15 protein-coding genes are annotated in these 13,012 nt (G+C 40.3%); 4 read left to right on the top strand and 11 right to left on the bottom strand.

Going from position 1 to position 13,012, the window contains the following annotated elements:
• From A3G3_RS14260 to A3G3_RS13295, 6 genes are all read right to left on the bottom strand, one after another.
• A partial coding sequence (locus A3G3_RS14260; RefSeq protein WP_019519715.1) for a GTP-binding protein occupies positions 1–140 on the bottom strand: 140 nt, incomplete at its 3' end.
• Positions 141–269: 129 nt separating this feature from the next.
• A complete protein-coding gene (gene fusA / locus A3G3_RS0106400) occupies positions 270–2,396 on the bottom strand; it encodes an elongation factor G (protein WP_019519714.1) in 2,127 nt (708 codons plus the stop codon).
• Between the two features lie 133 nt (positions 2,397–2,529).
• Positions 2,530–3,003: a 30S ribosomal protein S7 gene (gene rpsG, locus A3G3_RS0106395; RefSeq protein WP_019519713.1), complete on the bottom strand. Its 474-nt coding sequence runs from the start codon at positions 3,001–3,003 to the stop codon at positions 2,530–2,532.
• A gap of 147 nt (positions 3,004–3,150) precedes the next feature.
• The gene (gene rpsL / locus A3G3_RS0106390; protein ID WP_007116468.1) at positions 3,151–3,525 is read right to left on the bottom strand and encodes a 30S ribosomal protein S12; all 375 of its coding nucleotides are present in this window, start codon (positions 3,523–3,525) and stop codon (positions 3,151–3,153) included.
• Positions 3,526–3,728: 203 nt separating this feature from the next.
• Positions 3,729–4,772, bottom strand: coding sequence for an EcsC family protein (locus tag A3G3_RS0106385; protein ID WP_019519712.1), 1,044 nt, complete (start codon positions 4,770–4,772; stop codon positions 3,729–3,731).
• A gap of 41 nt (positions 4,773–4,813) precedes the next feature.
• Positions 4,814–5,080: a helix-turn-helix domain-containing protein gene (locus A3G3_RS13295; protein WP_019519711.1), complete on the bottom strand. Its 267-nt coding sequence runs from the start codon at positions 5,078–5,080 to the stop codon at positions 4,814–4,816.
• Positions 5,081–5,291: 211 nt separating this feature from the next.
• On the opposite strand from A3G3_RS13295, the gene A3G3_RS0106375 reads away from it, so the two are divergent.
• From A3G3_RS0106375 to ruvB, 3 genes are all read left to right on the top strand, one after another.
• On the top strand, positions 5,292–5,762 hold the full coding sequence (locus tag A3G3_RS0106375) for a hypothetical protein (RefSeq protein WP_019519710.1): 471 nt from the start codon (positions 5,292–5,294) through the stop codon (positions 5,760–5,762).
• Between the two features lie 87 nt (positions 5,763–5,849).
• Positions 5,850–6,311 carry a hypothetical protein gene (locus A3G3_RS0106370; RefSeq protein WP_019519709.1) on the top strand — a complete coding sequence of 154 codons (462 nt, stop codon included), beginning with the start codon at positions 5,850–5,852 and terminating at the stop codon, positions 6,309–6,311.
• Positions 6,312–6,371: 60 nt separating this feature from the next.
• The gene (ruvB, locus tag A3G3_RS0106365; protein ID WP_019519708.1) at positions 6,372–7,415 is read left to right on the top strand and encodes a Holliday junction branch migration DNA helicase RuvB; all 1,044 of its coding nucleotides are present in this window, start codon (positions 6,372–6,374) and stop codon (positions 7,413–7,415) included.
• Between the two features lie 209 nt (positions 7,416–7,624).
• Here ruvB and A3G3_RS0106360 read toward each other — a convergent pair whose 3' ends face one another.
• The 4 genes from A3G3_RS0106360 to A3G3_RS0106345 all read right to left on the bottom strand — a co-directional run bounded on the left by A3G3_RS0106360 (position 7,625) and on the right by A3G3_RS0106345 (position 11,535).
• Positions 7,625–9,199 (bottom strand): OmpP1/FadL family transporter, encoded by a 1,575-nt coding sequence (locus A3G3_RS0106360; protein WP_019519707.1) that lies wholly within the window; start codon positions 9,197–9,199, stop codon positions 7,625–7,627.
• 335 nt (positions 9,200–9,534) lie between these two features.
• A complete protein-coding gene (infA, locus tag A3G3_RS0106355) occupies positions 9,535–9,756 on the bottom strand; it encodes a translation initiation factor IF-1 (RefSeq protein WP_009501196.1) in 222 nt (73 codons plus the stop codon).
• Positions 9,757–9,823: 67 nt separating this feature from the next.
• The gene (gene truA / locus A3G3_RS0106350; protein ID WP_019519706.1) at positions 9,824–10,630 is read right to left on the bottom strand and encodes a tRNA pseudouridine(38-40) synthase TruA; all 807 of its coding nucleotides are present in this window, start codon (positions 10,628–10,630) and stop codon (positions 9,824–9,826) included.
• A gap of 11 nt (positions 10,631–10,641) precedes the next feature.
• Complete coding sequence (locus A3G3_RS0106345) at positions 10,642–11,535, bottom strand: energy transducer TonB (RefSeq protein ID WP_040631384.1); 894 nt, start codon at positions 11,533–11,535, stop codon at positions 10,642–10,644.
• Between the two features lie 173 nt (positions 11,536–11,708).
• On the opposite strand from A3G3_RS0106345, the gene A3G3_RS0106340 reads away from it, so the two are divergent.
• Positions 11,709–12,506: a hypothetical protein gene (locus A3G3_RS0106340; RefSeq protein WP_019519704.1), complete on the top strand. Its 798-nt coding sequence runs from the start codon at positions 11,709–11,711 to the stop codon at positions 12,504–12,506.
• A gap of 50 nt (positions 12,507–12,556) precedes the next feature.
• Here A3G3_RS0106340 and A3G3_RS0106335 read toward each other — a convergent pair whose 3' ends face one another.
• Complete coding sequence (locus A3G3_RS0106335; protein ID WP_019519703.1) at positions 12,557–12,988, bottom strand: organic hydroperoxide resistance protein; 432 nt, start codon at positions 12,986–12,988, stop codon at positions 12,557–12,559.
• Positions 12,989–13,012 lie beyond the last annotated feature (24 nt).

Genomic DNA, 13,012 nt, shown 5'->3' with positions numbered 1-13,012 from the left:
TAGTCTTTTGCTTCGCCACCGTTGTGTTTTGCTGCTACGGTTGCAATCGCTGCGGTTAATGTGGTTTTACCGTGGTCAACGTGTCCAATGGTACCTACGTTGACGTGTGGTTTGGTACGTTCAAACTTGGCCTTTGCCATAATTTAATCCTCTTTTAGTGATAATAGATATTTTATCAAAATAAAATATCTGTGTTTTAACAGTTTGAGAATGCCAACACTTGAATAAGCATTGGCATTTTTTAATGAATTTGATTAAGAGTTAATCAATTATTCATCATCATCTTTGCTGGTGAATTTTTTGATAATTTCGTCAGCAACATTACGTGGGGTTTCTGCGTATTTTGCAAATTCCATAGAGTAGGTTGCACGACCTTGTGACATTGAACGTAAGGTTGTTGCATAACCAAACATTTCAGCAAGTGGTACTTCGGCACGGATTTGTTTAACACCGCCAAACATATCGTCCATGCCTTGTACCATACCACGACGACGGTTTAAATCGCCCATGATATCACCCATGTAGTCCTCTGGTGTTTCTACTTCAACTTTCATGACAGGCTCAAGTAGTACAGGGCTAGCGGCCATAAAGCCTTTACGGAAGGCAATGGAACCTGCCATTTTGAACGACAATTCATCAGAGTCAACGTCATGGTAAGAACCATCATATAGCGTTGCTTTAACGCCGACAACTGGATAGCCTGCAAGGACACCATTTTTCATACGTTCTTGGATACCTTTGTCAACCGCACCAAAGTATTCTTTCGGTACAACACCACCGACAACTTCTTCAGCAAATTCGTATTCTTTACCTTCAGCTGTGTCAAGTGGTTCAAGACGTAACCAAACGTGACCGAATTTACCACGACCACCAGTTTGACGTACGAATTTACCTTCTTGTTCAACCGTTGTACGGATAGTTTCACGGTAAGCAACTTGTGGTGCACCTACGTTCGCTTCAACGTTGAATTCACGTTTCATACGGTCAACTAAAATTTCTAAGTGTAACTCACCCATACCGCTGATAATCGTTTGACCAGATTCTTCATCGGTGTGGACACGGAATGAAGGGTCTTCTTTTGCCAAACGGTTCAATGCGATAGACATTTTTTCTTGGTCAGCTTTGGTTTTTGGTTCAACTGCCAAAGAAATAACTGGGTCTGGGAACTCCATACGCTCAAGCGTGATAACATTGTCTTCATCACATAGCGTATCACCAGTGGTTACGTCTTTAAGACCAACGAATGCAACAATATCACCTGCACGAACTTCATCAACTTCTTTTTGTGAATTTGCGTGCATTTCAACAATACGACCGATACGTTCACGTTTCATTTTAACTGGGTTGTAAACGCTGTCACCTTGTTTTGCAACACCCGAATAAACACGAACGAATGTCAAGTTACCCACATATTTGTCATTCATGATTTTAAATGCCAAACCTGCAAATGGTACATCATCAGATGATTCACGGCTTGCAACAGTTTCTTCTTTGTCGTCTAGCACACCTTTGATGGCTTCAACGTCATTTGGTGCTGGCAAGAACTCAATTACCGCATCAAGCATACGTTGTACGCCTTTGTTTTTAAATGCTGTACCACAAAGCATTGGTTGGATTTCACCTGCCAAAGTACGAGTACGCAGACCTGCTACGATATCTTCACGGGATAAATCACCCTCATCAAGGTATTTATCCATAAGTTCTTCTGATGACTCAGCTGCAGATTCAACCATTTTTGCACGCCATTCGTTAGCCGTTTCAACTAGGTCAGCAGGAATTTCGCCGTATTCAAACTTCATACCTTGAGATTCAACATCCCAAATAATCGCTTTCATTTCTAGCAAATCAACAACACCTTCGAAGGTATCTTCTGCACCGATTGGTACAACCACAGGCACAGGGTTACCGCCCAAACGTTGTTTCACTTGGTCAACAACACGGAAGAAGTTTGCACCTGTGCGGTCCATTTTGTTAACAAACGCTAAACGAGGTACTTTATATTTGTTCGCTTGACGCCATACTGTTTCAGATTGGGGTTGTACACCACCAACCGCACAGTAAACCATACACGCACCGTCAAGAACACGCATTGAACGCTCTACTTCAATAGTAAAGTCAACGTGACCTGGAGTGTCAATTAGGTTAATACGGTGTTCTTGGAATTGGTTTGACATACCTGACCAAAAACAAGTGGTCGCAGCAGATGTAATGGTAATACCACGCTCTTGCTCTTGTTCCATCCAGTCCATGGTTGCAGCACCTTCGTGTACTTCACCAATTTTATGGCTTTTACCTGTGTAGAACAAAATACGTTCTGAAGTAGTAGTTTTACCTGCATCAATGTGTGCAGAGATACCGATATTACGATAACGATTTAAGGGGGTTTTACGTGCCATAGTATTTCCTAAGGACAATGATTAATTTTAATTCAAAACAATACGTTGTAAGATAAATAAGGTTTGCTATGCTTTTGCTAACTTGCAGAGCATAACAAACCTGTCTAAATTCACTACGATTAACGTTAAAAAATTAGAAACGGTAGTGAGAGAATGCTTTGTTAGCGTCAGCCATGCGGTGAACTTCATCACGTTTTTTCAACGCATTACCTTTACCATCAGCAGCATCCATCAATTCGCCTGCTAAACGCAAAGCCATTGACTTTTCTGAACGTTTTGCAGCAGCTTCTACTAACCAACGCATGGCTAGGGCAGTACGACGGGACGGGCGTACTTCCATAGGTACTTGATAAGTAGCACCACCAACACGGCGAGCTTTAACTTCAACCATTGGGCGAACTTTTTCTAACGTTTCTTCAAAAAACTCAACAGGGTCAGCGATGTTATTTTTTTCAATAACACGGTCTAGTGCACCGTAAACGATTTTTTCAGCAACTGATTTTTTACCATCAACCATAACGTGGTTAATGAATTTAGCAATAGTTTTACTACCGAACTTTGGATCTGGTAAAATCTCACGGGCAGCAACGACACGACGTCTTGGCATAATAAATTCCTTGTGTATTCAGGGTAGTCTGGTAGTTTAACACCAGCCTTACTGCATTGTTATGTATTATTCATGTTTTAGGTTGATCAAAATACAATTTTCAATGCAAACAATGTTAATTAAAGGTTAAAAACGGTTAAAGCTAAATTACGCTTTAGGACGTTTTGCACCGTATTTTGAGCGACCTTGTTTACGATCTTTTACGCCAGCACAGTCTAACGCACCACGAACAGTATGATAACGTACACCTGGTAAGTCTTTTACACGACCACCACGGATTAATACAACGCTATGCTCTTGTAGGTTATGACCTTCGCCACCGATGTAGCTTGACACTTCAAAGCCTGAGGTCAAACGTACACGGCATACTTTACGCATAGCTGAGTTTGGTTTTTTTGGCGTGGTAGTATAGACACGAGTACATACACCACGGCGTTGTGGGCAAGCTTTTAACGCTGGCACTTTTGATTTTTCAGTAATGGTATTGCGACCTTTACGAATTAATTGATTTGTAGTTGCCATAAGGCACCTTCTCCCGTTGTGGTTAATGGGTTATTTAGTTAAACAAGCCATTAACAAATTAAAAAATAATTTATCCAACTGTTGCCAATATCAAATTTTAAAATCAATGATTAAAAATGAGATATTAGTTATTTTTGGACGATGTATTATAAATGATACTCGCCGAAACTTCAAGTGCTTTTTCACAAGCCACGAATAAGTCATTAATCAAGGCTCTTATCCATGATGTTTGTGGCTTTTGGGGTGGGTGCAAAGGTGTTTAACGTGGCTTGTAACACTTCTTCAATAATCATGCTGTTGTATGCCGAACCAATGGCAATGGCAGTTAATGGCAAAAGTTTGTGTAAAAAAGCTAAATTAAAATGCTGCAAATTAATGTTAAATTGATTAGCAATTTCCTCAATCTGTTTTAAATTTTGATAAAGATTTAACGGTTCGGTATCGTCATCTTCTGCGGCGAAATGCCCACTCTTTATATCCGTATTGGTATATTGAAATTGGTACTTTTGTGAACGTTGGTATTGTTCAAAACTGTTATCTGCCATGATATCCAAAATGCCCAAACCTGCCAAAAGTGTTTGTTTTTCTTGCACTTTTTCCAAGTCAATATGACTTAAAACTTCAAAGGCAATCGCAACGCCTGCGTTGCCTGTCAATGGTTTATCATACACTTCGGCAATCTGAAAAATACTGCGTAAACTCACGAGTAACAGCCATAAGGTATCGACAAAAATCCCCACCAACCCTGTTGCGTTGCTGATACCGCCAAGCGTGGCAAGGGTGCGATTTTGGTTAGCAATCGCATGGGCTAGGGAGTGTCGTTCGCTAGCATCAAGCCCTGCGTGAAAACGCTGATCGTGTTTTAAATCAAAACTTGCCCAAGATTGTGCGGTGGTTGCTAATCGGTTTAGGCTTAAATGGAGTAGTTTTTCAAGACTATTTTTTGGGGCAATTTTGTTTACAAATAGGCTATATTTGCCGATTTTTGACGTTTTAAATAGGCGTTTTGATAGTTTGGGAATTTGTTGGTCAAAGGCATTTTTGGGACGCTGGTAATCTTTTGGGTCAGTGTTGGCTCGGTGTTGTTGATAAAATTTTTCAAGGTCTAAACCAACCAAATGACTTTGCGTTAATGGATTGTTTTTATTGAGTTTATGAATATTTTTGCCTAGTCTTTCTATCTGAATACGGACAAAATTGCCAAGTTGATTTATCGGTTGAAAATTGGTTTTGTTATCAGATTTCATAATTTTACCTGTAATTTTATGCTATTATTTATTTAAATGTGTTAATCAAGCCCATGAGTTTTTAGTTTTTTGCGTAACGTGCCACGATTTAGGCCAAGGATTTCTGCGGTTTTGCTCTGGTTGCCACGGGTTTGTTCTAGCACCACTTTTAACAAGGGTTTTTCTAGCTGTTGCAACATGATGTCGTACAGGTCACTTGGCGTTTCGTTACCCAAATTTCTAAAATATTGACGCACTACCAATTCAATGTGCGTACTTAGGGTGACAGTTTGTTGGGGTGGTTTGGCGGTTTGGCTCGATGCTGACATAGGAGGGAACTCAGGTTTTTTGAAATTCAAACAGTTAACTGAAAAATTTGACAAGAACGTCTTTATTTTAATGTGGTTTTTGGTGGATGACAATGCATTTTTTACTATTTTTTTGCAACTGTTTTGTATAAATTGGTATATAATAGGCAAGTGCATTGGCGATTTTTGGTAAACAGTTTGGTAAACAAGTTGGCAAATCTAAAGGTGAGTGATGAATAATTTTTGGCTGTTATTTTTGCATTTAATCGGAGCGAGTGTTTGGGTTGGCGGGCATTTGTACTTGGCGTTACGCATTGTACCGATTGCAATTCGTGAGCAAAATAGCCAAATTTTGTTGGATTTTGAAGCGGGTTTTGAAAAATTGGGCATGAGTGCGTTAATGATTCAAGTATTAACAGGTATCAAAATGGCGAATAGTCTGTTGCCAAATTGGGCGTTGTTGTTGCAACATGGGGTAGAAAATCCATTACGCCAAGTGTCAATTTTGCTAACTATGAAATTATGTTGGTTATTTTTGACAGCCTTAACGGCGATTTCAGCCCAAGTTATTGCTGTTCCCCGTGTCAAACGTGAGCCAAATTCTGCTAAAGCCAGACATTTTTTTGTGGGGCATATTTTGACGGTGACGGTGTTGTCGGTGGCATTTTTGGTGACTGGCGTACTATTTCGTACAGGTTGGTAGTTTGGCTAAATTGCTATTGTTGTTTAGCTGAATGTGCTACACTGAACCGCTTAAATTTTATGTTAAATTGTTAAAAAGGATTAACCAATGGATTTTATGAATGTCAGTTTTGCCAGTATTTTATCGATGTTGGCAATGGGTGGTGCGGTGGAACAACCGACCGAAAAACCGCAAGTTGCCAAAATTTCAACCCACGTTTTGCCGAGTATCGCAGGGCAATGGCAATTACAAATTAGCCAAAAAGACCCAACTCAGCCACATTGTCAAGAGCGTTATAATTTTGGGCGAGACCAGATTTTTCAGGGGCAAAGTGGTAAAGAAATGTCGTATGGTAAATATTTGTTTAGCGATACAGGCAATGGACTACCTGCGATAGCCATTCAAACCGAATACGACAACAATGCCAAAGACTGCTCAGGCAATCAAGTTGACCAAACAGGCGATATTTTGGTGGCGTATGTCAAAACAGTGGACAACAATACCATGCAATGGTGTAGCGACAGCGATGGCAAAAACTGTCGCATGACCTTGCAACGCATTTTGCCATAACGATAATTTTCTAATAAAAATTTATCAAATCAAACCTTTAAATAATCTGTTAACGAATTTATGATACCACCTTTTTCACAACAATCATATGAAAATAGCCTAAGTAAGAATAATGTGGCAACAGCAGAACAACGTCTAATCAATCCAACAGGGCGGAGCGAAGACAAGCAAGACAGCCACATTCGCCCAAGTCTGCTAAACGAATACATCGGTCAGCCCGTGGTAAAAGAACAAATGTCGGTTTTTATCGGTGCGGCCAGAGCAAGGCAAGAAGCCTTAGACCATACGTTGATTTTTGGTCCACCAGGGCTTGGGAAAACCACGCTTGCCAATATTATCGCTCGTGAAATGGGGGGAAATCTTCGCTCAACGTCAGGGCCTGTGCTGGAGCGAGCAGGGGATTTGGCAGCGATGCTTACCAATTTGGAAGCGGGTGATGTGTTGTTTATTGATGAAATTCACCGTTTAAGTCCTGTGATTGAAGAGATTTTATACCCTGCGATGGAAGATTTTCAACTAGATATTATGATTGGCGAAGGGCCATCGGCTCGTTCGATTAAGTTGGAGTTACCACCGTTTACCCTAGTGGCAGCGACTACTCGGGCGGGACTGTTAACATCGCCATTGCGAGACCGTTTTGGCATTGTGCAACGCTTAGAGTTTTATAGTGTGGCGGATTTGACTACGATTGTGGCACGTTCGGCTCGTTTACTCGGTGTGGCGATGACCGAAGAAGGTGCGGTGGAAGTGGCTCGGCGTTCTCGTGGGACACCACGGATTGCCAATCGGTTGTTACGTCGTGTGCGAGACTATGCCCAAGTTAAAGGCGACGGCACGGTTACTGCAGAAATGGCTCACGATGCCTTAGATATGTTAGCGGTGGATAGACGTGGGTTGGATAATCTTGATAGGCGTTATTTGGATATGTTGCATGAACGCTTTGACGGTGGTCCTGCAGGAGTGGAGTCTATTGCGGCGGCCTTGGCAGAAGATAGGGGAACGCTAGAAGATGTGATTGAGCCGTATCTAATTCAGCAAGGTTTTGTGGTGCGAACCGCTCGTGGGCGGATGTTAACTGATATGGCAAAAAATCAATTAATATAAGAACCTGTATTTACAACCTGTCGCAACTTAATTTTTTCCGATAAAATAGTCAAAATAAAGTTTTGCTTTTGTAGGAAAACTGCATAAATCTTGTTTTTTTGCGTCAAAAACGCTGTGAATTATGAATACAGTTTCCAAAGTTCTGTTAAACAATAAAATAAAAAAAGCCCTTAATTAAACTAAGAGCTTTTTGGTATAAATGCAAAGAATTATTTTTGTTGGTAAGAGAGTTTGACACCAACGATATAACCATCATTGTCTTCAAACTCACCAACGCGTGATGTGTGATCAGGCAGTTGAGCAGTCGCATCACCAAATTTTAAGTATTTAGCCCCTGCAGAAACAGCCCAATTTGGGGTCAAATTATATTTTGCACCCAAGCCAAGGCTGTAGTAACCTTCAATTGGTCCAAGCGTCGTGGTTGGATTGCCTGCCCCTGTATCAAAACCAACAGTACCTGAAACTGCTAATTTATCATTAACTTGTTTGGCAACTCCAATCTCACCAGACCACTGGTCATCGCTATAATCTACCAAATTATAACCTGATATTTGATTATATAAAGTCGGGGTTACTTTAAAATCTGACCAAGGTACATAGCGTATTTTCGCAGTACCTAGTAAGCGATGTTTAGCACTTAGACCAGTTTGGAAGTCTAAATTATAAGATTCGGGTGTTTTTACCTTAAATTTATTCGTCTGACTTAACGGCATGTTGCGTAAAGGTGCTAACGGAAATACTTCAGAAATACTCGACTCATGTTCAATTTCTGAACGATAGGTTAAAGATGCTTTTAACGCAATTTCAGGTTTTGTATATGCAACGCCAGCTACCCATCCAAAGGCAGTATCTGGACTGATGATAGCATCATAGCTTGTTGCTCCTTTATAAGCATTACCACGTAAATGTACCTCACCTGTCAAATGTTGGGCTTGTGGACCTGCAAAAATTTGGAAGTTTTTATTTGCACCAAGTTTCATACCTACTAAACCTGTTAAGTTTCTAGTATGCACTTCAACGCTGGTGTTGCCATTGTCACTGGTTAATAAATCTAAAGCTTCAGGGGCTTGTTGTAACGCTTTTGCACTTTGAGTAAATTGGTCTAAATATCTTTGCATTACTGCTTTTGTTTCAGGAGAAACGTTTGAACTTGCTAAGGATTTTTGAATGGTTGCAATACGTTCTTGGCTTGCTTTAGCAGATGCAGGTAATGAAGCTTTTAAACTCTGAGAAATCATTTCAGGCGTTGCACCGTTATCAACGGCATTTTTTACCCGCTCTAAGCTTTGTTGAGTACCACCAAATAATTCAGCAAGTGCTAGGTAGGCTGATGCTTCTTCAATGGTTTTAGAAGTAAAGGCTTTGTTTGCTAATTCTAAAGTAGTCTCAGTTAGTTTGTCTTGACGTTCTTTGCTGGCTACCGTGTTAATGGTTGATAAAGCAACGGCATCTGCATCACCTGTAAAGTTGTTAGTGCCTGTATAATCAACTAAAGCCCCAAAAGGCTCATCATAGATAACACCAACGCTAAATGTATCATTGACATCAGTTTTTACACCGTAACGGAAAAAATCATATTTTTCGGCGATATCATTAATTTTATTACCAGCACTATCCTTACCTGATACATCGGCATCAATATGGGTATAAACCGCTTCGGTGTAGGTACCGTCTTGAAAAAATGCACTCGTATCCTGTCCTGAACGGTCAAGACCTGCAGAATGGGCTGAAACAGCTGAGAATGATGCAATAGCAAATGCTAAATGGTGGATTTTGAAAGACATGAAATGCTCCCTTTTACATTGACTTACAGAAAAGTAATAATCGGATAATGACTGCATAAATTCTTCATGAAATTTACAAATTATCAAATTACCGTGAATTAGTGTTGCTAAGAATAATCAAATTTTTACAAATAAGCAACTAAAAAATTATCAAAAAAGGGCAAAATTTACAAAAAATCCGAAAAATTTTAGATTTTAGTCAACAAGTGTTGATTAAATGGTGGCTTTAAGCTGAATAAAAATAATTTGATAAAAAACAGACATAACAAAAATCCATGAGAATATGTCATGGATGGTTGCAACATTGACGAGCGGATAAACAATACTCGTAAAAATCAACGACCACGATAAGTGATACGGCCTTTGTCAAGGTCATACGGTGTCATTTCAACTTTGACTTTATCACCTGTTAAAATACGGATGTAATTTTTACGCATTTTGCCTGAAATATGGGCGATGATTTCATGTCCATTTTCCAAGCGTACTTTGAATAACGTATTGGGTAAGGTGTCAATAACTTCGCCTTCAAACTCAATGATGTCGTCTTTTTTTGCCATAGTATTATCAAAAATTAGTTAAAAAATTAGCGTGCTATTATAGATAAGTTTTGCCAAAATAGCAACTTTATTCGGTTAAATTCAGCCAAACAGGAGATAAGTGTAAGTTTGGCAAGGCTTGCTGAAAGTTTTGGGGATACAAAGCATTGATAAAATATAAGCCGTCCGCTGCTGCAGTGGGGGATGCTTGGGTGCGGTCTTCTGCCAAAATCAGCTCATTTATCCACTCGGGTTCATGTTCGCCACGTCCGATGCTAAACAGACTGCCCATGATGTTACGCACCATATGATGTAAAAATCCGTCTGCTTGAATGTCTAGCACGATAAAATCACCATGACGTATCAAATTGGCAAAATGCACATGACGTACAGGCTGTCTGGACTGGCATTGCGATGCTCTAAAACTGGTAAAATTGTGTGTGCCAACCAAAAATTGGCAGGCTTGTTGCATTTTTTCAAGGTTCAACGGCGTGTATTCGTGGGTAACTTGTCCGTATAAAATCGCAGGGCGAAATACTTGATTAAGGGTAATATAACGATAACGGCGTGCGATTGCCGAAAAACGTGCGTGAAAGTCATCACTCATCGGCGTAATGGCACGAATGGCGATATCGTTTGGTAATAAGGCATTCACGCCACGCACCCAGTTATACGGTTCACGTTTGGCATGGGTGCAAAAATGAGCAAGCATATTGGACGCATGAACGCCTGCATCGGTGCGACCTGATGCCACGATTTCAACTGGTTCGTTGGCGACTTTACTAAAGGCGGTTTCTAAGGTTTGTTGAATGGTGGCGGGGTCATGCTGTTGGCGTTGCCAGCCACGATAATGTGTGCCGATAAATTCTAGGTTAATGGCATAAGTTTGGGGCATTTTTTTCTCAATTATTCTTCATTATCAACGCTTAAGCCGTCACCAAATCGCCATGTACGAATAATGCGTAACTCAACGATATCTTGCATATCTTTGCTAAAATGACCAAATGGGGCGGATTTTCTCACCGATTCTTTGGCGGCTTCGTCCAGTATTTTTGAGCCTGATGACTCAAGGATTTGAATGGCTTTCACTTTGCCTGTTGGGTCAATGATAACCATAAGACGCACGTCACCTTTTAAGCCTTTGGCTCGGGCTTCTTGGGGATATTGTTGGTTACCGATGCGATAGGCTTGTTGGCGAAAGTTTTCAATATAGCGGGCGGCTTCGCCTGTGGTTGTAGAATTACTGCTGACCACTTCTACCGCAGATTTTTTGGCAAGTAATTGTTGATTACTGCTGATTTTGGTTTCTAGTGTGGCGATTTGTTGGCGTAGGCGTTGTTCTTGGGCTTCTAATTCGGAGCGTTGGTGGTCTTTTTTATTATCGTTTTCTTTGTTAACTTTTTCCCAACTTAACGTCGTTCTTAGGTAGCTTTCTTGGTAAAATTGTTGGCGTTTTTGCTGTTGTTGGCTGATGATATCATCGGTTGGATTGACTGCATCATCATTGATTGGGCTAATCGTGTTATTTTCAAAACGCACTTTTTCATCAGTTTCGCCACCGCCTTCTTGACTGGCATTGGCAATAAAATCGGCTTTTTCATTTTTTTCTAAATTTTCGGTTAACACCGTGGTCACGTCTTGCACCACAGCAGTTGGCGATACGCTGTCGGAAAAACTTACGCCAAAAATAAACAAGGCGTGCAACACCACCGCCGACACGGTAGAAAACAACATAACACGGTCACTAGGGTGATGATGTTTGACAAAATGGTCGCTAAGACTGTCTTTAATGTATGCCAACGCAAAATCCACAAAAAATCAAAAGCCCTATTATAAAAGTTTTTTGCTGTAAATTAAACCCATTTACCAATTTATTGTGAAAATCTCACACACAATCACACGCTTTTTTGTTAGAATGGGAAAATTTTTGACAAAGTCATTGGTTTAACCGATAGATGCTATTTGGTAAATTAATGATAAAAATAACCAATGTGAAACAATATCAACAAGGAATGGCTGTGAATTCTACGAATTTTACCCAAACAACCCAAAAATTTAGCAAAAAAATGCGTGATTTTTTACATGATTTTAGTGAGCGACAATTGAACTTTTGGTTGCGTTCGCTTGCCGAATTTTCGCAAAATAGCTATGACAAATTAGAAACTAGCGTAGAGCAAGAATTTTTTATTCCTGCCAGCGAAACTCAGATAAATGATGCCTTAGAGCAGTTTGTTACTCGTAATGTAGATGCAGTGTTGGATTTACATTTGGATTTGCACGAGAACTGGTTACGCTTATATACCACCGTGAATGTAAAGGGGGTGTTTGCCAATTTGGCAGTGAATTTGCGTCTTGTTCATGTTCAGCTTGACACATATCATCAGCGTTTTGTCTTTGGGCAACTTAGCAATACCGATGTGTTAAGTTTGTATACGGATAATTATTTCAAAACCAAAGTGGTGCGACTGGCGGTGTGGTTTTTTCACAAAGTATTAAAAAAAGATCCGCTTGGACTGATTTTGGGTAAACTTAAGCTCGTGCATCAAAAAGAAGATATTTTATACCTTGATATTGGGCGTTGGTTAAAAAAGAATGAGAAAATCATGGATACGTTGAAAAAAGTGCAGGTCAATCATGGGTTTTTGGCACAAGAGCAGTTGGTGTTAAAAGCCAATGTTAACCTATCGCAACTGATTAACCTTAATGCAGGTAAACAGCTGATTACTGAAGTGGATAATCCGAACAAAGTCGCTGAAAAAACAGAAAAATAAATAAAAAAGCCACCCAAAAATTTGAGTGGTTTCTATCAATCATTTAAAAATTACAAATCAAACGTTTCAATCACATTAACGTGCAAACGCACCTCCACATTGCCACGTACCGCATTGGAATACGGGCAAACTTCGTGGGCTTTTTTAATCCATTTTTCGGCGTCGTCTGTGCTCACGCCTTCCACCGTAATCGTGATGTCCAAATCCAAACCAAACGCCCCGTCCGCCTTTTGACCGATACCGACCGCCACCGAAGTTGATGATTTTTTGGCTTGAATGCCCAAACTTGGGGCGATGTGGTTCATCGCACTGTCAAAACACGCTGCATAGCCCATTGCAAAAAGCTGTTCGGGGTTGGTGCCGACCTTGCCGTCTGTGTTTTGAAAGCCGACCAAATCAAAGCCGATTGAGCCGTCATCAACACGGGTATGACCGTCTCGTCCGCCTGTTGCTGTTGCCGAAGTGTGGTAAAAAATTTTCATAAAATGTTCCTAAAAAGGTTGGTT

Origin of the sequence: Moraxella boevrei DSM 14165 (assembly GCF_000379845.1) — a bacterium.
Classification (GTDB): domain Bacteria; phylum Pseudomonadota; class Gammaproteobacteria; order Pseudomonadales; family Moraxellaceae; genus Faucicola; species Faucicola boevrei.
The sequence above is the reverse complement of the archived record's forward strand: the minus strand, read 5'-3'. Positions and strand labels throughout refer to the sequence as shown.

Excerpts from the sequence above, each read along its gene's own strand:
- rpsL (WP_007116468.1), bottom strand. The coding sequence starts at position 3,525 with ATGGCAACTACAAATCAATTAATTCGTAAAGGTCGCAATACCATTACT.
- truA (WP_019519706.1), bottom strand. The coding sequence starts at position 10,630 with ATGCCCCAAACTTATGCCATTAACCTAGAATTTATCGGCACACATTAT.
- A3G3_RS0106370 (WP_019519709.1), top strand. The coding sequence starts at position 5,850 with ATGGATTTTATGAATGTCAGTTTTGCCAGTATTTTATCGATGTTGGCA.
- ruvB (WP_019519708.1), top strand. The coding sequence starts at position 6,372 with ATGATACCACCTTTTTCACAACAATCATATGAAAATAGCCTAAGTAAG.
- A3G3_RS13295 (WP_019519711.1), bottom strand. The coding sequence starts at position 5,080 with ATGTCAGCATCGAGCCAAACCGCCAAACCACCCCAACAAACTGTCACC.
- A3G3_RS0106375 (WP_019519710.1), top strand. The coding sequence starts at position 5,292 with ATGAATAATTTTTGGCTGTTATTTTTGCATTTAATCGGAGCGAGTGTT.
- A3G3_RS0106340 (WP_019519704.1), top strand. The coding sequence starts at position 11,709 with ATGATAAAAATAACCAATGTGAAACAATATCAACAAGGAATGGCTGTG.
- infA (WP_009501196.1), bottom strand. The coding sequence starts at position 9,756 with ATGGCAAAAAAAGACGACATCATTGAGTTTGAAGGCGAAGTTATTGAC.
- A3G3_RS0106360 (WP_019519707.1), bottom strand. The coding sequence starts at position 9,199 with ATGTCTTTCAAAATCCACCATTTAGCATTTGCTATTGCATCATTCTCA.
- A3G3_RS0106385 (WP_019519712.1), bottom strand. The coding sequence starts at position 4,772 with ATGAAATCTGATAACAAAACCAATTTTCAACCGATAAATCAACTTGGC.
- fusA (WP_019519714.1), bottom strand. The coding sequence starts at position 2,396 with ATGGCACGTAAAACCCCCTTAAATCGTTATCGTAATATCGGTATCTCT.
- rpsG (WP_019519713.1), bottom strand. The coding sequence starts at position 3,003 with ATGCCAAGACGTCGTGTCGTTGCTGCCCGTGAGATTTTACCAGATCCA.
- A3G3_RS0106335 (WP_019519703.1), bottom strand. The coding sequence starts at position 12,988 with ATGAAAATTTTTTACCACACTTCGGCAACAGCAACAGGCGGACGAGAC.